Source organism: Hyphomicrobium sp. 802 (genome assembly GCF_000526135.1).
Lineage (GTDB): Bacteria > Pseudomonadota > Alphaproteobacteria > Rhizobiales > Hyphomicrobiaceae > Hyphomicrobium_B.
Genome location: NZ_JAFM01000001.1, coordinates 3,484,446 through 3,504,675 on the forward strand (window position 1 = coordinate 3,484,446; position 20,230 = coordinate 3,504,675).

The 20,230-nt window shown below is 58.8% G+C and carries 19 protein-coding genes; 6 read left to right on the forward strand and 13 right to left on the reverse strand.

All coding sequences use genetic code 11. The annotated features are described in order from the left end of the window. Nucleotides 1-299: 299 nt before the first annotated feature. The gene (locus tag HYP802_RS23010) at nt 300-1,361 is read right to left on the reverse strand and encodes an SH3 domain-containing protein (protein WP_024276257.1); all 1,062 of its coding nucleotides are present in this window, start codon (nt 1,359-1,361) and stop codon (nt 300-302) included. Between the two features lie 275 nt (nt 1,362-1,636). On the opposite strand from HYP802_RS23010, the gene HYP802_RS0117675 reads away from it, so the two are divergent. Then, the gene (locus tag HYP802_RS0117675) at nt 1,637-2,539 is read left to right on the forward strand and encodes a polysaccharide deacetylase family protein (RefSeq protein WP_024276258.1); all 903 of its coding nucleotides are present in this window, start codon (nt 1,637-1,639) and stop codon (nt 2,537-2,539) included. A 77-nt stretch (nt 2,540-2,616) separates the two neighbouring features. Further along, nucleotides 2,617-3,165, forward strand: a complete 549-nt coding sequence (locus HYP802_RS0117680; RefSeq protein WP_157135444.1) for a nuclear transport factor 2 family protein — start codon at nt 2,617-2,619, stop codon at nt 3,163-3,165. A gap of 23 nt (nt 3,166-3,188) precedes the next feature. Here the strand turns inward: HYP802_RS0117680 and HYP802_RS0117685 are convergent, their stop codons facing one another. Both HYP802_RS0117685 and HYP802_RS0117695 read right to left on the reverse strand, forming a co-directional pair. Next, a complete protein-coding gene (locus tag HYP802_RS0117685) occupies nt 3,189-4,931 on the reverse strand; it encodes a cytochrome c biogenesis protein DipZ (RefSeq protein ID WP_013948731.1) in 1,743 nt (580 codons plus the stop codon). Nucleotides 4,932-5,183: 252 nt separating this feature from the next. Then, nucleotides 5,184-6,221 (reverse strand): glutamine synthetase beta-grasp domain-containing protein, encoded by a 1,038-nt coding sequence (locus HYP802_RS0117695; RefSeq protein WP_013948732.1) that lies wholly within the window; start codon nt 6,219-6,221, stop codon nt 5,184-5,186. Nucleotides 6,222-6,713: 492 nt separating this feature from the next. On the opposite strand from HYP802_RS0117695, the gene HYP802_RS23330 reads away from it, so the two are divergent. Continuing rightward, nucleotides 6,714-6,917, forward strand: coding sequence for a DUF2735 domain-containing protein (locus HYP802_RS23330; protein WP_013948733.1), 204 nt, complete (start codon nt 6,714-6,716; stop codon nt 6,915-6,917). 247 nt (nt 6,918-7,164) lie between these two features. Here HYP802_RS23330 and HYP802_RS0117715 read toward each other — a convergent pair whose 3' ends face one another. Both HYP802_RS0117715 and HYP802_RS0117720 read right to left on the reverse strand, forming a co-directional pair. Next, on the reverse strand, nt 7,165-8,109 hold the full coding sequence (locus HYP802_RS0117715) for a glutaminase (RefSeq protein ID WP_197022733.1): 945 nt from the start codon (nt 8,107-8,109) through the stop codon (nt 7,165-7,167). Between the two features lie 145 nt (nt 8,110-8,254). Then, nucleotides 8,255-9,064, reverse strand: a complete 810-nt coding sequence (locus HYP802_RS0117720) for an SDR family oxidoreductase (protein ID WP_013948735.1) — start codon at nt 9,062-9,064, stop codon at nt 8,255-8,257. A gap of 111 nt (nt 9,065-9,175) precedes the next feature. Here HYP802_RS0117720 and HYP802_RS0117725 point away from each other — a divergent pair, with 111 nt between their 5' ends. Next, nucleotides 9,176-10,204, forward strand: coding sequence for a GlxA family transcriptional regulator (locus tag HYP802_RS0117725; protein WP_013948736.1), 1,029 nt, complete (start codon nt 9,176-9,178; stop codon nt 10,202-10,204). Nucleotides 10,205-10,718: 514 nt separating this feature from the next. Here the strand turns inward: HYP802_RS0117725 and HYP802_RS0117735 are convergent. Further along, entirely contained in the window at nt 10,719-12,281 is a 1,563-nt protein-coding gene (locus tag HYP802_RS0117735) for an alpha/beta hydrolase (protein WP_013948738.1), read from the reverse strand. Between the two features lie 170 nt (nt 12,282-12,451). On the opposite strand from HYP802_RS0117735, the gene meaB reads away from it, so the two are divergent. Next, entirely contained in the window at nt 12,452-13,453 is a 1,002-nt protein-coding gene (gene meaB, locus HYP802_RS0117740; protein WP_013948739.1) for a methylmalonyl Co-A mutase-associated GTPase MeaB, read from the forward strand. Nucleotides 13,454-13,459: 6 nt separating this feature from the next. On the opposite strand, the gene HYP802_RS0117745 is transcribed toward meaB, so the two are convergent. From HYP802_RS0117745 to HYP802_RS23015, 3 genes are all read right to left on the reverse strand, one after another. Then, complete coding sequence (locus HYP802_RS0117745) at nt 13,460-14,596, reverse strand: alpha/beta hydrolase (RefSeq protein WP_013948740.1); 1,137 nt, start codon at nt 14,594-14,596, stop codon at nt 13,460-13,462. A gap of 209 nt (nt 14,597-14,805) precedes the next feature. After that, nucleotides 14,806-15,555, reverse strand: coding sequence for a Crp/Fnr family transcriptional regulator (locus tag HYP802_RS0117750; protein WP_013948741.1), 750 nt, complete (start codon nt 15,553-15,555; stop codon nt 14,806-14,808). Between the two features lie 359 nt (nt 15,556-15,914). Next, nucleotides 15,915-17,366 carry a sugar transferase gene (locus HYP802_RS23015; protein ID WP_013948742.1) on the reverse strand — a complete coding sequence of 484 codons (1,452 nt, stop codon included), beginning with the start codon at nt 17,364-17,366 and terminating at the stop codon, nt 15,915-15,917. Between the two features lie 220 nt (nt 17,367-17,586). Between HYP802_RS23015 and HYP802_RS24035 the strand changes: the two genes are divergently transcribed. Then, nucleotides 17,587-18,459: a transcriptional activator RfaH gene (locus HYP802_RS24035; protein ID WP_280949183.1), complete on the forward strand. Its 873-nt coding sequence runs from the start codon at nt 17,587-17,589 to the stop codon at nt 18,457-18,459. On the opposite strand, the gene HYP802_RS0117765 is transcribed toward HYP802_RS24035, so the two are convergent. From HYP802_RS0117765 to HYP802_RS0117780, 4 genes are all read right to left on the reverse strand, one after another. Further along, a complete protein-coding gene (locus tag HYP802_RS0117765; RefSeq protein WP_013948768.1) occupies nt 18,359-18,601 on the reverse strand; it encodes a hypothetical protein in 243 nt (80 codons plus the stop codon). The two genes, HYP802_RS24035 and HYP802_RS0117765, sit on opposite strands and share 101 nt — an antisense overlap. Nucleotides 18,602-18,836: 235 nt before the next feature. Further along, nucleotides 18,837-18,989 (reverse strand): hypothetical protein, encoded by a 153-nt coding sequence (locus HYP802_RS23710; protein WP_155831267.1) that lies wholly within the window; start codon nt 18,987-18,989, stop codon nt 18,837-18,839. Between the two features lie 58 nt (nt 18,990-19,047). After that, nucleotides 19,048-19,413 carry a hypothetical protein gene (locus tag HYP802_RS0117775; RefSeq protein ID WP_024276265.1) on the reverse strand — a complete coding sequence of 122 codons (366 nt, stop codon included), beginning with the start codon at nt 19,411-19,413 and terminating at the stop codon, nt 19,048-19,050. A gap of 149 nt (nt 19,414-19,562) precedes the next feature. Then, nucleotides 19,563-20,225: a hypothetical protein gene (locus tag HYP802_RS0117780; RefSeq protein ID WP_024276266.1), complete on the reverse strand. Its 663-nt coding sequence runs from the start codon at nt 20,223-20,225 to the stop codon at nt 19,563-19,565. Between the last annotated feature and the right edge of the window lie 5 nt (nt 20,226-20,230).

Below are 20,230 nucleotides of genomic sequence, written 5' to 3' on the forward strand. Positions count from 1 at the left end.
CAATTGTGATCCGATGTTATTGCCCCGCTCGGAGCATGAAGCGCAAAATCTGCCAACCAATCGCGTGGCGGCCGTCGCTGCGCGAATGAGCACTGGCGCCTCGCTATACGAGGTTTGGCGGCCTGTTTGTTTCAGTGCTTCTCGCGACGATGTGCGAGTGGCGCGCCGTCAGCCGCACGCGCTAGCGGCAGCATTTCTCAGCAAGGTTTTGAGGCACGACGTCCAAACGCAAAACGCCATCGACCGCCTAGCAGCGGAACGGTGAAAGCTTTTCTGTCAGGAAGCGCGGCTGAAGCGCGTCAGGGAGCCGGATCCCAGTAATTCGGCTCCGAAACCGCAGCGGTGTTTGCAGCGGTCTCTTCGGTGAGGTAGCGGCGATTGACCCAGCCTACGAGCGTCTGGTGTTTCACGGGGCACCAGTCGTTCTGGCATGGCCCGGTGATGGTGATGCCACGGCTGTTGGGCGCAATGCCGCCGACGGACTGGTAGTCAGATGATGGACCGGTGCGAATGTTGAGAACGTCGCTCGGATCGACACCAGCAACGCGAAACGGCTTCCGATCAGCGCGCGGGGCTTGGATCTTCGCGACTTCGACTTTTGCGCGATGGGTCTTGGCGGCGACCTTGACCGACGTAAAAAACTGCGGCTTCACCGATGCGACGGCGACGGGATCGTGATGTTGCGGCCGGACTGCCGGACGCGGTGCGGGAACATGGAAGGCGACGGTCGTCGTCGCGGCGCCAATGTGTTTCGGCGCAGCAGCAGCTACAGCCACTGTCGACATGTTGGAATGAGCAGCTTGCTCGGAAGCGCGAGGCTTGGCCTCGGCCGTGGGTGTGGAAGCCTGGAGCGGCGAAGGCTTCGCGTCCGGCTCATTCGCAGCCACCTCAACCTCGGACTTCTTGTCCACCCGCTTGCGTACCGGAGCCGCCGGCTTCTTTGCCTCGGCAACGATCGTGGCAGGCTTGGCGACAGGCGTGCCGCGTTCGACGATGGTTCCGGTCCCGGTGTCGCCGTTGTCCTTCCGCCAGGTGAACCGGTCGCCGTTCAAAGTGATCGTGGCGCACCGCTGCTCGGCGTCAAACCAGCGAAACCATTTGAAGCAAACTTTATTTTCGGTGACCCACCAGCGGCCACGATCCTTGGAGGCACCCAGTACCGCGCCCAGGGCGGTGCCTGCCTCGCCCGACATCAGGCCATCGTGGCCGATGTGAACAGAAACCGTGCTCCCGACAGGTGTATCGAGTGCCAAATGCGATCCGCCAAGCGTCGTTTTGATGGCTTCGCCCGTGAGCTGGACCTCGCCAGCCGCAACGGGGCTTGCAGCAAAACAGCCAAGCAACAGAACGAATTTACGCACATCAGCTCCTGCACGGGTCGAGTTAAAGACTTTGCTAGCTAAGTGTGGCAGAGATTCGATTGCGGCCGGGTAAATGAACGTGCCTATACGACCAATGCCGGGTGCGGTGTCCTGACTCATGCCAGGACACTCGTCGGGCAGCCTAAGATGTATGCGCTATTGCCACGACGTGTTGTATTGACGAACCATCTCAGGCTGAGCAGAAGTCTCGCTCACGATGGTCGTTTCTGGACCTCTACCTGCTTTGATTTCATGGCCCTTTGGGGGTGGGCGACATGCGGCTGATTTGGAAGCTAAGCTTTGTGATGTCGGCCGTAATGACAGCAGGCCTGCAGATGCCCACCGCGGCGCGCGCCGAGGACACGTGCCCGAAAGGGACGCTCGGAGTGTCGCGAACGATCGAAGTGGATACCACGGGCGGCCCGTGGTTTGGGGAGCCGCATGGGGATCCGAAATTTCTCGCGCCGGGCGAAGTCGTACTGACCTTCGACGACGGCCCCTCGCCGCAGGACACGCGCAAGGTTTTGGCCGCTCTCGCCAAGGAGTGCACCAAGGCGACGTTCTTCATAGTTGGTGAGATGGTGGCCCTCCATCCGGAGGTCGTCAAAGAAGTCGCCGAACAGGGACACACGATCGGGACGCATACCTGGTCTCATCCCAACGTCGCGCGTCTGACGCTTCCCGAGATCAAACAGGAAGTCGAAGCGACTTTCGATATCGTGCAGAAGAACAGCCCAGAACCGGTCGCGCCGTTTTTCCGCTATCCTTATCTCAGCAGCAGCAAGCTGTCGGAAGACTATTTCAAGAGCCGCAACATTGCGCAGTTCGCGGTTGACGTCGATTCGAACGACTGGCGTGTGCGGAGTTCGGCTCCAGTTATTGCGCGTGTGATGGCGGGGCTCAAGGCGCGCGGTCGCGGCATCATCCTGATGCATGACATTCATAAGTGGACGGCCGACGCCGTTCCACAACTGCTCGCAAAGCTGAAGGCCGGGGGCTACAAGGTCGTTCAGCTCAAAGCCAAGGCGCCAGTGCAGGTCATCGCCGACGTATTGCCGCCGGCGCCGAAGCCGGTCACCAAGCGCAGCTCGCGAAAGATCAAGCGCAAGGCTTATACAAAATATTCTTCACACGCTCGAAGGGCCTCGCTTCGACGGAAATCGGCCGCCGTCGACTAGCGGTGATAGCGATATTCTACGAGAATGCATGATCTAGCACGCATGAGCTGCATATAGCGCCCTAAGCAAGATTGGGCTTGCGCCGGTTGTCGATCCGAGCGAATTTACATTTTGTTGACAATGCAGCACCGCGTTTGGACGTTGCGCTAGACGTGTCAAGAATTGGCAGAGATCTTTTTCCCATCAATATCGAGATCATCAGAGCGATATTGGAATCCGCGCAGGAGGCATGGAACTCCGGAAGCGTCGAAGGCGTGCTGGATAAATACGTAGAAGACATCATCTACACTACGAATACCGGTGGCCCCAAAGGGGAATCCGTGACGATTCAGGGAAAGGAAAACGTCCGCCACCGCTATCTCACTGCGATGGAACAAGTCGAAAGCAGATCGCAGATCGAATACCTTCGCTGGGACAACGGCCTGGTCCGCACGCGACTGCTGGTCGATATGCAACATCGGGAAACGGGCGTCGTTTTGACAACCCGACTTCGGCAAATCATCCGTTTCCGGGGATTTCTCATCGCGGAAATTCAAGACTTCCACGATGCTGCAAGATTGGCTGCGTTCTGGCGATTTGTGGGAGCCACTCTGGAGCATCCACAGCAGAAAACAGAATCCGTCTGATAGATCTGCCGTCGCGGCGGCTATCAGCCGAACGTGAAGGCGAAAGCCTGCACGCCGGGATCGAGAAACTCGATCTTGAAAGTGCGATCTGAGATCGTTCCCGATTGACGTACAAGCTGATAGAGCCGCTGCGAGGTGACCGTGCCATCGCCGCTCGCGTCAGTGTCTGCGCCATGACTGGCATCCGGCGCCTTACCGTCGACGGTGACTTTGAAGCGCACGGGTTTGCCATCCGGCCCTGGTCCCAAAACGAGGTGCAGGTCACGCGCATGGAACCGAAAGCTGATGCTGCCACCTGCCGCATTCAGCGCGGCGTGCTCAGGCGTGATCGTCCAGTTGCCGTTCAGCGCCCAATCGTTCAGCTCGTCGGGCTTGCCGGTATAATCGTGAGACGCGTCGCGAACAGCGCCGCCCGGCGAGACAAAGTTTTCCGCGCGACGGTAACCGACATACGTCTCGGGGGATTTCACCGTGTCGGAGGGCTGCGCCTCGATGCCCGAACCATCGACCGAGACGATGCCGGTCGAGACATTCTTGTGTCCCGCTTCCGCAAGTAGTTTCTGAATGACACGCTCGGAACCGTCATAGTCGCCTTCGCCGAAGTGATGGTGACGGATGTTGCCATTGGCGTCGATAAAGTAGTGCGCGGGCCAATACTCGTTATTGAAGGCGCGCCAGATCGCGTAGTTATTGTCGATCGCGACCGGGTACGTGATACCGAGATCCGAGACTGCCTGCTTGACGTTCGCGATCTTCTTCTCGAAGGCAAACTCTGGCGCGTGCACGCCGACGACGACCAAACCTTCGTCCTTATACTTCTTTGCCCAGGCTTCGACATAAGGTAGCGCGCGCAAGCAGTTGATGCACGAGTAGGTCCAAAAGTCGACCAGTACGACTTTTCCTTTGAGGGCTTCGCGCGTCAGCGGCGGAGAGTTGAGCCATTCGACGGCACCATCGATTGAGGGCATCTTGCCTTCGATGGGAAGCTCACCCTTGTCGTTCGACGCGACGGCGGTTTCAGCGTTCGGCATCATGGAGCGGCCGCCGAACATATCGACCAGACGCTGTTCGAGAGAGGACGTGCTCGCAAGCGACAGACGGGTGAGAACGCCGGTGTCGGCGCCCATAGCAATTGCGCCTGCCGCGACCAAGACGAGGACGCCGACGCCGCGGCGCACCCACTCGCCGACGCCAAGCGAGCGCTTCATGGCTGCGAACACACGTCCACCTGCCAGCAGTGCTAGAGCGAGCGATGTCGCTGCGCCTGCCGCATAGGCGAGCAGCAGCAACGTCGTCGTTGCGCTTGCACCGTTAAGTGCAGCACCTGTCAGGATGAGACCGAGCACGGGACCGGCGCAGGGCGCCCACAGCAAGCCGATAGCGACACCGAGCAGCAGCGACGGCCAGAACGCGGCGTGGCCGGCTGCAGCGCTGTCAGCGCGTTTCGAGAGCCGGTCACCAAGTGCGACGAGCGGTTGGGTGAGACGTTCGGAAAGGCCGGGAAAGATGAGCGCGAGACCGAAGAGCGCGACCAGAACAAGCGCGGCATAGCGGCCATATTCGTTGGCGGCAACGGCCCAACCGCCGCCGACAGCCGCCAGCGTCGCAACAACAGCGAACGTCGCCGCCATGCCAATGAGAGTCGGCAAGCCGCTTTGCAGGAACGGCTTATCGGCTCGCGCGAAGACGAATGGCAGCACGGGCAAAATGCACGGACTGACGATGGTGAGAACGCCGCCGACGTATGCGAGGAGGAGCAGAAGCATTTCCGGTCTCTATCGTGAACGAACTGTCATGAGCCAGCTCTCAATCGAAAGCTATGGCCGTTGCTCATCAGTACGTGGCGTCGAGATCGGACGTTACAATGTTCACGCGGCGCGGGTATTCGCCCAAATAGAGGCGGTCCGAGACGTGAATGCGCAGCGCAAAATGGTGTTTGAGCGCCTGGGCCAGAAGGGGCGCCTCGTCCCAGATAGACTCGTGGCGCCGACTGCAAGAGCCGGCGCCACGATAATGCGTTAGGCAGCCTTCGCGGCAGCGCCGGCCGGCACTTCCGAGATCGTCTTCAGAACCTGGGACGCGATCGCGTATGGGTCGCCCTGCGAGTTCGGGCGGCGATCTTCAAGGTAGCCCTTGTAGTTGTTCTTCACGAACGAGTGCGGAACACGGATCGAAGCGCCGCGGTCGGCAACGCCGTAGCTGAACTTGTTCCACGGCGCGGTCTCGTGCTTGCCGGTCAGACGCTTGTCGTTGTCCGGGCCGTAGACGTTGATGTGGTCCATCAGGTTCTTGTCGAAGGCCTTCATCAGCGCTTCGAAATAATCCTTGCCGCCGACCGTGCGCATGTACTCGGTCGAGAAGTTGCAGTGCATGCCCGATCCATTCCAGTCGGTGTCGCCGAGCGGCTTGCAATGGAACTCGATGTCGACGCCATACTTTTCCGTGAGACGGAGAAGCAGGTAGCGCGCCATCCACATCTCGTCGGCAGCCTTCTTGGAGCCCTTACCGAAGATCTGGAATTCCCACTGGCCTTTCGCCACTTCGGCGTTGATGCCTTCGTGGTTGATGCCGGCAGCCAAGCAGAGATCAAGGTGTTCTTCGACGATCGAGCGGGCAACGTCACCGACGTTCTTGTAGCCGACGCCGGTGTAATACTCGCCCTGCGGGGCCGGATAGCCTTCAGCCGGGAAGCCGAGCGGACGGCCGTTCTTGTAGAAGAAGTATTCCTGCTCGAAGCCAAACCATGCGCCGGAATCGTCCAGAATGGTCGCGCGCTTGTTGGAAACGTGCGGCGTGACGCCGTCGGGCATCATGACTTCGCACATGACCAGTACGCCGTTGGTGCGCGCCGGATCGGGATAATGAGCAACCGGCTTCAGAACGCAGTCAGAGCTCGAGCCCTCAGCCTGCTTCGTGGAGGAACCGTCGAAGCCCCACAGCGGGAGATCGGCGAGATCAGGGAACGAGCTGTATTCCTTGATCTGTGTCTTGCCGCGCAGGTTGGGCACGGGCGTGTAGCCATCGAGCCAAATATACTCAAGTTTGTACTTCGTCATTCTGGACAGCTCCCTAAGTTGACGTCTGTGGAATTCCTATTGGATGCGCGGCCGCCGATCGCAGGGCTGGCTGCGCGAACCCGAAGGCGCGTTGGGCGCGACGTACGCGCACCAGCGTCGATGGAACATGGCGCTCATTGAGATATCCATGGTGAAGCCGCCATCACGCCGTCGGGCAACGTTAACAGCGGCTTCGAACATGCCTCCAGACACATTCCCGGCGAAGAGGCAGTCGCTCTCGACCTGGGAATCGTCAGTCAGCATCGAACCTCCTCAAATGAAGCATGGCCATCGGAGCCAAGGCTTGCGGCGGAACACAACGATGACTACGTGCGTTCAACAGCGCTGGCAATGCTACCGAAAGATGCAAAACCTGGCATGCTCATAATATAGGCAATTGCTGATTTCAATTGAGGCATCAGGAAAATCGGGCCATCATGAAGGACGAGCCGGTCATCTTTGGTACCCGGCGAAACGAAACGAGAGGCTAAAATGGAAGAAAGGCAATTACGTCCGACTGCTAAAATTTATCAATTCCCGAAGGGCGGACGTGCGGCCCTGCATGGTCAGGAACGCCTAGTTAAGTCTGGCGCAGCAATCTTGCCGGCATGGCATTTTCGCAAAGTCGGTTTCAGCGATTGCTGGTATCACGAAGAAGCCGTCGAGGAAGACGCCCGAGTGGTGCGTTGGAGCTGAGCTTTTGTGCTCGTCCATTCCGAAAGTCGACGAGATGTCCGCTGAATGATCGCGCGAAGGGTTGGCTCGAACCTTTTGCGCGAAACGGATGAATTTCAGCCGCTTCATTGAACTTCTATTAGCTCGATTGAACTTCCATTGGATCAAAAGCGATTTCTTTGCTGAGCGTCTCAACGCGATGTTCGGGATATTTTTCGCGTGGCTTCGTCTCCGCTAACCGGTTAACCTCCTCCAGACGACATCGCATTCAAGCGCCGAAAATCGACCAGCCCATTTTCTTGGCGAGCTTTTCGAGCGCGATCTGGCCCAGTCGAGAATTGCCCGTGGTGTCCAATCCTGGCGACCAGACGGCAATCGACGCCTTGCCGGGCGCGACCGCCAGGATGCCGCCACCGACACCGCTCTTGCCCGGCAGCCCCACGCGATAGGCGAACTCCCCGGAGCCATCGTAGTGGCCACACGTCAGCATGAGCGCGTTGATCCGACGCGCCCGTTCCGGTTGCACAACGGCAAGGCCGGTTGAGGGATTGCTGCCATTTTGTGCAAGAAAGCGCCCCGCCATGGCTAACTGGCGGCACGACATGGCGATGGCGCAGTGGTGAAAATAGACACCTAGAGTAAAATCCACCGGATTATCGAGAACGCCGAAAGATTTCATATAATTGGCGAGAGCGGCGTTGCGGAAGCCGGTTCGATGCTCAGAGGCGGCAACTTCTTGGTCGATCGTAACGGTCGGATCGTCGGCTAAAAATTGCATAAACCGCAAGATTTCACCCAGGGCTTCGCGTGGCTGGTGACCGGACAGAATCAAATCCGTCACGGCGATGGCGCCGGCGTTGATGAAGGGATTGCGCGGGATCCCCTGCTCGCGTTCGAGCTGGACAATCGAATTGAAAGGGCTGCCGGACGGCTCGCGACCGACACGCGTCCAGAGCCGGTTTCCGACCTTGCCCAGCGCCAGCGTCAGCGTGAAGACCTTCGAGATGCTTTGAATTGAAAACGGCACGTCGCCGTCGCCGCCGACAATGACGTTGCCGTCCGATTCGATCACGGCGATGCCGAAGTACTTGGTATCGACGCAGGCAAGCTCGGGAATGTACGAGGCGACCGTGCCGCGCTCAGACATGCCACGCATCTCGTCGACTATCTCTTCGACCGCCGTCTGAAGTTTGCCCACCGAACTTCCCATCATGCCAATTGCGAACTGCTCACCTTCTAGCGGGCAGCCGTCAAATCGCACAAGTTCCGGAGCGGTGCTCGGCAATCGACGCGGCGCGGTGAAGCGCCGCGCGCACGCGGCGCGCGGCGTATCCATTAAACGGAGTGCGTCGATCGCTTCAGGCTGGTTGCGCCGCTTTGATGCCGTAGCGTGGCGCCGGATTGACGTTGCTGAGTTTGCCGGACATCGCTTTGCGAGCCGCCTCGTAAGTCTCCCAATCGGCAGCGTCCTGCAACGCCGGGATCGTCACGACCTCGCCGCTGTCGAGACCCGCGAGGGCGGCATCGACCATGTCCTCGGCCGACATCACCCACGATGTCGGCATGTTCGAGTGTGGAAAGCCAGCGATGTCCCAGAACTCGGTGGCTGTCGCGCCCGGCAGCACGGCCTGGATGCGCACACCCTTGTCGGCCAGTTCGTGCTGGAGCGATTGAGAGAAGGCTAGCACGTAAGCCTTCGAGCCACCGTAGACGCCATTGAGCAGTTCCGGCGCGATGCCAACAACAGACGAGATGTTGATGATCGTCCCCTTGCCGCGCGACACGAAGGCGGGAGCAGCGGCATACGCGAGGCGCGTCAGCGCCGTGACATTGAGATCGATCATCTCCACCATCTTGCCGATGTCGGACTGAAGAAGCGGAACGGCGGAACCGAAGCCCGCGTTGTTGACGAGCATCGTAATGGCCGGATTTTCCTTCAGCACGCTTTCGACCTTGGCCAGCGACGCCTTGTCGTTCAGATCTGCTGGAAGGATCGTGACCGAACGACCGGTCGTGCCGGAGATCCGTGCCGCTACGTCTTTCAAACGTTCCTCGTTGCGGGCGACGAGGATCAAATTGTAGCCCCTTTTTGCGAGACGGTCGGCGTAAATCGCGCCGATGCCGCTTGATGCGCCGGTGACGACGGCCGTGCCTTGCGATGCGCTCATAACAAATCTCCGTTTTATCTGGATGCGATGGCTGATAGGTAGGCTTGCATTGCCGTGTCTCAAACGTCATATATGAGGCGTTTTAAGCCATCGTCGTCATGAGGCATCGTCATGCGCATCGGATTTGTCGTTTATCCAAACTGCTCGCTCATGGGGCTTGCCACTTCGGCGGTCTTCGAGGTCGCTAACGTCGTGCGCGGCGAGAACGTCTACGAAATGCTATTCCTGTCGGAGAATGGCGGGCTGATCAAAACCTCGCCGGGTCTCGTCTTGGATACGAAGCGGATCGGCGGGATCGCGATAGATACACTTATCGTTGACGGCGCGAACGAGCCGAAGCCGGCGTCGCCGGCCATGATCAAGTATCTTCAGTCAGCACAGCGCCGCTTCCGGCGCGTAGCAGCGACCTGCACGGGGGCGCTCGTCCTTGGCGATGCGGGACTGCTCGACGGTAAACGAGTGACGACCCACTGGCTCTTCGCGCGGACACTTCAGGAGAAATGTCCAACGGCCCTCGTCGACGAGGATCGCATTTTCATCAACGACGGCAAGATCTGGACGTCGGCGGGCATGAGCGCGGGTATCGATCTCGCGCTGGCATTGGTGGAAGCCGATCTCGGCGCGGAGACCGCGCGCTCAGTGGCGCGGAAGCTCGTGCTCTATCATCGCCGGTCTGGCGGACAATCGCAATTCTCCGAGCTTTTGGAGCTGGAGCCGAAGTCCGACCGCATTCAAACGGCGCTCAACTACGCGAAGAAAAACTTGCATCGGCCACTCACTGTCACGGATCTCGCCGGAGCTGCGCATTTAAGCCCGCGGCAATTCTCGCGCGCCTTTCGCGACGAGACGGGGCAATCTCCCGCAAAGGCAATCGAGTCGCTTCGCGTGGAGGCGGCCCGCATTTTGATGGAACAGTCACGACATTCGATCGACGTCGTTGCGCGACAGACAGGCTTTGCCGATCGCGGCCGGATGCGCCGGGCGTTTCTTCGCGTACTGGGCCAGCCGCCACAGGCCATCCGTCGCAGCGTCCGACAGGAGACCGAGCATCTGCGTGGACAATCCGGCAATGCGCGGCGTGCCGATAAGCCGTCCGTCACGAAAAAGCATGCGTCGCGCGGCACAGCTTCGGCTTGCTAGACGATTGCCGGAACCATCGGTGGCGGTCGCCGCAGTTTTCCTGACCGTGTCAAGAATACAGACGTTCCGGACAAGCCAAAGACTTTCTCAATTCGTATTTTCTGAACGAAATTTACATTCGTGGCATATGCCACGAAGACGAGGCCTGAGCGGTTTTTTTCCACGATGCGCAGGCCGCAAACGCCGTGATGTAAGTCTTTGGAAGGATAGTCCTTAGTCCCCAATCCTGGAACTTTGGATCGGCTTCTCCGTTGATATGCAATCTTGCCGGAGTATGACCCGTGGATGGATATCTGAGCGACGTCCTGCTCGTCCTTTCAGTAATTGCAGCGCCAATCATTTTTTGCATGTTGTTGTATTACGGACTGACAATCAAAGATCGCCACCATCACGATGACGGCGAGCACGGCAAGCAACCGGGGGCGAGCACGGGAAATGCACAGCCCGGAGGGGATGCGGGCGCCAAATCGGCGTAGCCGCCAAGCTTATCAAGCGAACATCGCGACGTTCGCCGTCAGTTGGTCGCCTGAAAGCGCCAATACATTCCGCCCGGACTTTCCACAGCAAGAATGCTCTTCAAGCGTTTGTCCGGCGGGCGGACACCAAATTCAACAAGCGCCTTAACGTCATCGAGAAGCGCCGGGTTCTCGGCGTAGCCCGAATGATTGAGTCCCAGCGCATCGGTCGAGACGGCCGTTACGTCGATCGTGTCGACGCCGGGAATGATCAACGGACCGTCTTTCGGAACATCACCTGCGCGAGGGACACCGCCCCAGAACCGTTGAGAATATCCAAGCGCCCGATCGTTCGACGCGGCGTAGAGCGTTACGCCTTTGGCGAAGTCAGTGATCTCGCGCGCGATGATGTTGAACTTGTCCCGATCGACGTCGGGCGCCGCAAGAATGACTTGGCTGATGACGACGCCCTGCGGAATTTTCGGCCGCAGCCGTTCAAGCACGCGCAACAGCAGTTCGTTGCCCATCGAATGCGCGATGAGGCTGATCGACTTTGCGCCGCTCTTCTGGATAACCATGTCGAGGAATTCGGCGAGCATCGGCTCGGCCTGCTCGACGCTGCCGTGATCATACGTATAGCTGGCGACGTTGCCACCGGACGGCCAGCTATAGAGGAACGGCACACCATCGAAACCCAAGTCGTAAGCAATCTGCGCCGTCCGGTAGAGAGCGCAATCGAATGACGTATTGAACCCGTGAATAAAAACAAAAGCGTGGTTCTTGAACGTCGATGATTTCGCCAGTTGTTCCTTCACGAGCGCCAGCATCTGATCTTCCGTCAGACTGGTGATCTCCTGCACGGTGAAGTGCTTATCGGGATCTTCCTTCTCGGCGTAGATCTTGATTTTGAAATACGGAATCTCGATCACGCGTGGCCGCTCGATGTGCGGGACCTCGTGGCTGAACGGCACGGTGATGAGCGCGCGGCCAAGCTGCAACTTGTGTCCGCGATCGGAACTGAATTGAAGGCGCGTCGGATCGGGCTCAACCGCGCGATCGGTGCCGTAGAAAACCGGAACGACTTTATATTTCTTGTTCGGATCGGTCTCGACGGCAGCGCGACCGGCGGCGCCCGGTGCAGCTGGCGGCGGCATCGCAACGACGGGTGGTGGCGGCGGCGGTGCTGGAGACGGCGAAGCGGTGGGAGCGGCTCCGGCAGATTCTTCCTCGGGTGTCCGAGCAGCGCCGGCAGGTGAAGGTTCGGACGATGGCGGCTCAGCTGCGGTATCGGCATCCTCATCCGGCGCGGCAGCCTTCTTCTTGCGATAATAATGGTAAGTTCCGGGCTTCTCGTCGCTGCCGCTCGAGGCTTGGCTTTGCTCTTGCGCGTCGGATTGTTCGGGAGCCGCTGGCTTAGGCGCGCTCGCCTCCGGCGCAGGAGGTGCAGCAGGTGCGGGCGAGCCCGCAGGCGCTTCCTCGATGGAGCGTGATTGATTATCGGCGGTCTTGCCGATCTTCGGGGTCTCTGAACATGCCGTCAGCAGGCCGCATGCGATAATGGCCGTCAGGCCGATCCTTGCGAGCGATGCCGGCCGCCGCCAGCGTTCGGTAACCCAAGTCACGCTACCCTCCCTCCAACGCCCCGCCTAAGGCTACGGAGCTTGGGCTCCGCAAGCAACCGGATCTATGGCATGTGATTGTGACGGCCAAGAGCGAAATCGCAGCTTGCAGCGGCGTCGTTTTTCTTGTCCAACGTCCCCTTTGTGAACGAACAGGATTCAGCATTTAAGCCATGGCCGTTACCACACTCCCAGCACACAGAATTTCGGTTGCCGACTATGTGTCGGGCATTGCTGGCGGGGACCGGGCGATGCTGGCACGCGCCATCACGCTTGTGGAAAGTTCGAACCCGGAGCACGGCCGCCTCGCCCAGAAGGTGCTGCAGGAGCTGTTGCCGAAAACCGGCAATGCCGTTCGCCTCGGCATCACCGGCGTACCGGGCGTCGGCAAATCGACGACCATCGATCAGCTCGGCATGAACCTGATCTCCGAGGGGTACCTCGTGGCGGTATTGGCGATTGATCCGACGTCGAAGCGTTCGGGCGGCTCCATTCTGGGTGACAAAACGCGGATGAGTTCGCTGGCGCAGGAGCGAAACGCGTTCATTCGTCCGTCGCCCTCGTCCGGCACGCTCGGCGGCGTGACGCGGCGCACGCGCGAAACGATGGCGCTCGTCGAAGCGGCCGGCTTCGATGTGGTGATCGTGGAGACGGTGGGCGTCGGGCAATCGGAAGTCGCCGTTGCCGACATGGTCGATTTCTTTTTGGTGCTGCTGCTCGCAGGCGGCGGAGACGATCTTCAAGGCATCAAGAAAGGCATTATCGAGCTTGCCGACATGATCGCCATCAATAAGGCTGACGGCGACAACGTCAAACGGGCGGAGAGCGCGGCCGGCGACTACAAGAACGCGCTGCAGATTTTTACCCCCCATGGCGCGACGTGGTTTCCGCCCGTGCTGACGGTTTCGGGGCGCGACAACCGCGGACTTAAAGAGCTTTGGGAAAAGGTTCTCGAACATCGCAAAACGATGTCGGAGACCGGCGAGTTTGCCAAGCGGCGGCAGGTTCAGGCCGTGTCATGGATGCGCGACATGCTGGAAGACCGGCTTATGGGCGCGCTCAAGGCCAATCCTCAGGTCGGAGCCGAGCTTCCGAAAATTGAAGCGGCCGTGCGTAACGGCACACTCCTGCCAACGCTTGCCGTCGACAAAGTCATGACTATGATGGGGCTTTGACGATTCTCACGCTTTGAGGTGCGTATCGAAGAAGCCAACGATCTCATCGAAGGCCTCCTTCGTTTCCGGGACGAACGGCGTCAGGAACTGGGCGTGGCTTTCGCCTTCGAAGACTTGCAATACAGCATGGACGCCAGCCTGCCTGAGCTTGCGGTGCGTTCGGACCGTGTCACTCAGGATCAGATCGCGCGTGCCCGATGTGAGAATGGCGGGCGGAAAGCCGCGGAAATCGCCGAAGATCGGCGACAATTCGGGAAAGGTTAGATCGTGCGTTCCGGCATACAGCGTCGTAGCCGCGTGAGCCCAGCCCGCCCCCGAGACAAGCGTACCGTCGACATACGCGTTCGCCATGACGGTGTCGCCGGACCATGTCAGGTCTGCGCATGGGCTTGCCGGAGCGATGGCGCCGGGCAGCGGCAAACCCTGGGATCTCGCGCGCAAAATCGTCGACAGCGTCAGCCCGCCGCCCGCCGACGTACCAAAGATCGCCATCTTGCTTGGCTCATACGATGCCAGCAGCACGCGCCAGACGGCCGTTACATCGTCGAGCGCTGCCGGGAACAGATAGTCGGGCGCCATCCGGTAATCGATCGAGACGACGCGGCATTTGCTGTAGCCTGCCATCAGCATACCCTCGCCCGCGCCAGCTTCGCCCGGAAACAGCACGAAGCCGCCGCCATGAATATGAACCAGCAAGCGGTTGCGGTTGTTCGGCGCGATTTCCGGCGGCGTGATGACGAACACCGGCACGCCGGCCATCGTCGTGCTTTCGACGTGAAGGGAAAATTTCTCTTTGATCGCGGCGATATTGCTCGCCGCTGACGCCGCGCTCTTGAGAGCAAGTTGTTTCCAGGCTGTCGTGTCCTGGGGAATGTCGTCCCAGCCTACCGGATATGGCGAGCCGATGATCGCCTGCAGTTCCGGGCTCACGGTTTTGGGAACCGGCAGCTCGCGTGCAGGGATTTTGCGGGGCGGCGGACCGGCTGTGGGCGGAGGCTGAGCAGGTGAAGTGGCCGGCGCGGTCACCGCCTCCTCGGCTGTCACTGCCGATGGGATCAGAGCAGCCGCCAGGGACGTCCCAAGAAATCCACGCCGCGAGATCGCTCCCGGCTTGCTCAATGCCGTAAAAGGAAATCCGCTCATGATCGCTCCCTTCGATTGCGGGAACGAACAACGGGCATTCTTCCCCTCGCGTCAAGGCCAGGAAGCTGAGGTGGCGTCGAGGCTTATCGCTCGGCTCGCGAACATGAACGGCCAAGCACTTGCATCGCCAGCCTGTCGGCCAACAGCACGCCGTCATCAGGCCACTCGATTAGTCGGAGCGTAGGCGCTGTGTGGGAAAGCACGCGCACTTATTGAAGGGTGGCGCGCAGTTCTTCGTCCGTCGCCGCGGCCCACTTGATCGGGACGTTCTCACGTTCCTCGGCGATGGCTTCCAGGGCCGGGACGTCCTTGAGGCGGAGGCCGTGAGGCGGTGCCGTCTCGATTAGTCCGCGCATTTCGAGTTGCATCAGCGCAAGCGCGAGAAGATCGACGCTCAGGCCGAGAAAATCGGCGATGACGCCACAATCGACGGTATCGTCGATGAAGCTCGGATCGCCGCCTTCGTCGTGGATACGATGTGATACGGCGACAAGAAAGGCGGCCAGCCGAACCATCGGGCGTTCGCGCGCGGCGCTCGCCAAGCTTTCGCGACGGAAAGCAAATTCGCGTTCGACGGCGTCGTGGTAGCGCGCCTTGTTGTGCGGGTCGTCCTCAATGAGCCCTTCAAGAGCATCGCGTTCGAAACAACGGATCGTCGCGTCGACGGTCGCGCGGGCGTTGGCGGTGTGCCGGTCGAGGAAGCCCATGCCGACCAGCTCACCAGCGAGCACATGCTCGATGATCTCTATGCGGAGGTCGGGATGGATACGGTAAATGCACAGCGCGCCGGACTCGACCCGATACACTTTCGTTTTGATATCGCCGGCCTCGAACAAAAGCTCATTGCGGGCCAAGGTTCGGAGCGAGGTATCCGAGGTATCAGTGTCTTGAATTGTCAGCGCGGCGACATTGGCGGCGCCTGCCCCGTTGCCGTCACCGGCTATGTCCATCCGCAGCATACCCAAACTCCACACTGCAAATATGTTTGTCCCGCCGACTTGTTAACCATGCGGCGCCAGCAAAAATCTTTCGGAAAAGAATGAAATGTTCGTGCAGGGCAATACCGATATCGCGATCAACACGCAATAGACGTGCAGCACTTATTTTGCCGCATTTTTTGAACCAGGTCTAATTCTTTCGAATAGGAACGCGCGCCATTCACGCTTCCGAGACGAGAGACGACCGTTCAAATCGTCGATATTGGCCCGCCGTTCATTTCCATTTTCCGACGGCCCTTAACGCGGTGAAAGCCGTTAGGTTCCGGGCATCGAAAGAACGGGTCAGTCGAAGCTATGTCGTCGGAATGAAAAGAGATATTTCAGACGAGATTATGTTCCGGAATATCGGCGGACAGAATAGACGGCTGATCGTTACGAATGGCCTGCCAAGCCTCCTGAATCGCGTTCCGATCGACCCTCTCGCCAAATAAAACCATGCGTGCGGTCTGCGCGAGTATTTTCACGTCGAGTGTGAAGGATGCATTCCTGATATACCAAAGATCGAGAGCGGCTTTATCTTCACTCGAAATGTCACGGCCTCCTTTGATCTGCGCCCAGCCCGTCAGACCGGGACGGAGACACAAGCGGGCAGCAGGCGCGGACGGCTGATCAACCGGCAGCAGGGGCCGCGGTCCGACGAACGACATGTCGCCGACGAGCACGTTGTAGATCTGGGGCAGCTCGTCGAGACGCAGCCGTCGCAACAGGCGACCGACCGTAGAGACGCGTTCAGCATCTGTCAGGGCACGGCCTGCGCGATCCCGCGGCGGCCCCATGGTGCGGAATTTCAGCACCTTGATCGGATTGCCGCGTGCACCGGGGCGCTGCTGCCAAAATATCGCTGGGGCGCCAACGTCGAGAAGAACCACCATTGCGACGACGAGCATCAACGGAGCAAACACCACAATGCCGACGAGCGCTGCGGTGGCATCGATGAAGCGCTTCCAGGGCAGATAGGCGTTGAACGAAGGCTCCAGGCCGTTGGCCGCCGCCTCGATAGCGGCGTCGGCACCCTCTCGTAGACCGTAACGCGGCGGCAGCCAGTCGACGCGGATCATGCCGCCATCCCGCAGCTGCACCAGCGCGGCCTGTGCTTTTTCCGAAAGTGCGGCCGGTGGCAACGCCACGACGATACGGTCGACGAAGACGCCATGGACGGCGAGGTCGTGCAGGACCTCGCAAACTGCATCCGGCGTACCGAGAATTTTTCGCGATCGTAGCCGTCGGCCGCGGTGACGACGGGAGGGAGACAGGATGCCGACGATTTCCGTTCTTTCTCCCGCGTCCTTGGCGTCGCCGTAGAGAAAAATGTCGGTCTGCGGACTGAGCCCCACTATCAGTACGTTTTTGCGAAAGCCACCGATACTTCCATGGGGGCCCCGTGCGCGGCGCCGGCGATCGTGGCGGATGCGCGTTGCGACGCGCACTCCGATCAGCGCGTAGAGTATCAGCAGACTCTGCAAGATCAGCAGATTGGGCGTGATCAGCACCGCCTGATCGAAAACGAACGCCAGCGCCGTCGTGAGCGCGACTATCCACACTACGGCAGCGGCCACGCGCACGCCGTCACCCAGCGACGTGAAACGCCAAACGGTGCGGTTGAGACCGAAGATCAGCATCACAGGAATGGCCGCCGAGAGCGTGAAAGCCCCATACGCGCTTGCCGCCGCTATTGCGGACGTGACCGGCCCAGGCATCGTGACAACGACGGCAATAAGCGTCGACATCGAAACGAGCACGAGATCGACGACAAGCAAAACAAAACAATGCATTCCGACCACCCAGGCGAATCGACCCCACCATACCTAGTCCTTTATAATCATAATTTGCACCCCTTACTAAGGTTCGTCCACAATCCATCAGACCCCAAAATTTGCATTTTTCAACGATTTTTCCGGGCGCAAACTGAACTGATGGGCGAGATTCGTATTAGACTTTCAGAAAATCTGCTATGATCCTTTTAGATCATTTTAGAACTGCAAGGGGTAATACGTGGATTCTTCGACTGCTGACGATGCCGCGTGGATCGCGGTCAACGTGCATCCCAATCGCGAGCACACCGCGGAAATGCATCTTCGCAATCAGGGGTACGAGGTCTACGTCCCCGTGCTGCGGAAACAAATCCGGCATGCTCGACAAGTGCGCGAGGTATTGCGTCCGCTTTTTCCGGGCTATCTTTTTGCACGCCTCACGCATTCTACCATGCGATGGCGACCAATCCTGTCGACCGTTGGCGTCAGGTCCGTCGTGTGCATGGGAGAAGCGCCGAGTGTCGTCTCTCGTGCCTTTATCGACGATCTGAAATCGCGAGAAACGAACGGTGTCATCTCTCGCTCAAGCGCGGCAGACATTGACGCCAACATCAATTCAAGTTCGGAACGAAAAGCTTCGACATCCGACTTTTCCGGCGCGTCGCTTGTTACCGACTGGCTGGACCGCACCCCAAGTTTTGGCGGCCGGCGTGGCATGTGCCGCTGTGCGACATATGCTATTTCTCGCTGTGGAATGGAAGTTTTATCCACTTTTCCGAAAATTCTCAGCAGCAGGATGGACCTGCTCTCACGGTCATGCGTTTTCAAGCCGCCATGCCGCGGAAACACGATCTTCGTGTGCAACCGACGCATGCGCGATAAAAGATTCATCATGAGTGGATTAGCTGTCGATGTCTGGGCAGATCTTCAGCGGTCCTGCAGCGCGTCGCACACGCGTGCCGATCCCATACATTGGCGGAATGAAACGCGACACTCAGGCTCTCTGCGCTCGACTACATCTGCCGTAGTGGCTGATGAAAATCGAAACGCGCCAAATCCTCTGAGCTTTGCCGATAGTCGCGCTCTTCGGCAGCCTTCATCGTGTGACGGCTGACGATCTGAGACAACTCCTGAACGGTCCGCTTTCGCGCCGCTCCGGTCACGGCAAGGACAGTCAAGATTTCCTGGATCAACTGCTCTTCAAGTGCTGCATCCTGCCGGTAGGCTTCCAGAACAGCTTCGAGCTCGGGCCGCATCGCATCCTCCTAGAATCAGATATGACTAGCTCTAGTTAACTAGTCCTATATGTAAAATGCAACGATCCATCCGTCGAGGCCCAAGAGACGGAAATCGGATGCCAGGCGAATTCAAGATGTCCGGGAAGTTTTCTCGATCCACTGAGGATCCGAACAATTTGATGACGATTGCGTAGTTGACAAACCAACGCCGCGCAAGGAGCATCAAATGTCGAAATCGACAGATTCAAACGGACTAGTCTTTGATCTTTTTGGAAGGTTTCGCGATCTTGCGAACCGCAGATCGGAACGCATCCTTATCGCCATCAGCGCCGTGTTCTTTTGCGGCGTCGATGAATTTCTGGCGTTGGGTGCGCGTGTCTTTCGCTTTGGCTTCTGGCTTCGTCATCGGCTCTCCAGGGGGCATCGCCTCAAATCACATATTACAGGAAAACCACCGTTTAAGGTTATCCAGATTGAGGTGACAGAGGCAGGAAGCGGAGGAGCGTCTGTATCAGCTGCCGCATTGATTCCGGGTCCAGCATCAGGCCCACCCATCGGTGACCTGGGTGTAGCAGAAAAAGCATCGCTCCTTGCGCGCCATTCGGGGCCACATACCATCGGCCACCAGAAGCGACGGGGAGACGGAATCCAGCGTCGGGATCGGCCATCGGAACGCTTGGAGTCATACGGGATCGGAGATCAGCAAGGGCGGCGATCAAGTTATCAACTTCGTCGGCATCGAGTTCCATGCGAGCAGACGGTGTCGTTGGCAGGTCGAGCACGAGCGTCGTCTTGTCATCGCTCAGGCTCCAATGCGGTTGGTCTGGCATGCAATTGGCTCCGCGTATTCATTTGTTTGCTGACGTGCCGCGAGGTGCGCCATGGGTGAGGATAAGCCGACACCAGTATTTGAAACTACGCCCGCGCATACAGATCACTCCGAAATCATCTTAATCACGGAGCGCGGGACCGCCGTCGGTCAATGTGAAACCACCTTAACAGTTACAGATTCCACGGCGATCTTACCGTCTTCAAAGGTGAGTAAGGACCCCTGAGGGCCACCGGCGACGGTCTTCATGGAAACTAGGTATAATCCGGTCACCAGCGAACGCGTAACAATGTGCTCTTGCATGAGTTTGACGATCTTTTCGGCCCAGATGAAGACCTTTGCGTAATCCGCTTGCGACGGCGGTGTTTCCATCTGAAGCGACCTAATCGAGCCACGATGCAAGACAACTCCGCACTCACTGTAAAGTTGTTTGAATTCTTGGCGAGTAAGGGCACCCTGGACCGCGTTGGCTTCAATAGTCATCGTCTTGTCGCCCCCCGTTCTCACGACGGATTGCGGAAAGAAATTCTCGTGAAGCCCGGATAGAAGCCCCATAATCTTGTCCGCATTCCATTCTTTGCGGATGTTGTTTGATTGCGTTGCCGGAATATCTCCGTGCAGTATCAAACAGCCTAGAGCGATGATTTCGCACATTCTGCGGAACTGAAAATAACAAAGTTCGCGGGCATAGGGAGGACTTAGATTGAGCTTCCCAGACGTCGCAGCATTTACAAGATTTATCCGTGTATCAAGTTCTACCATCAAAATCAGATATTGATGGAGTCGTTCTTTTTCTGGCGCGATCTTCGACATTGAAA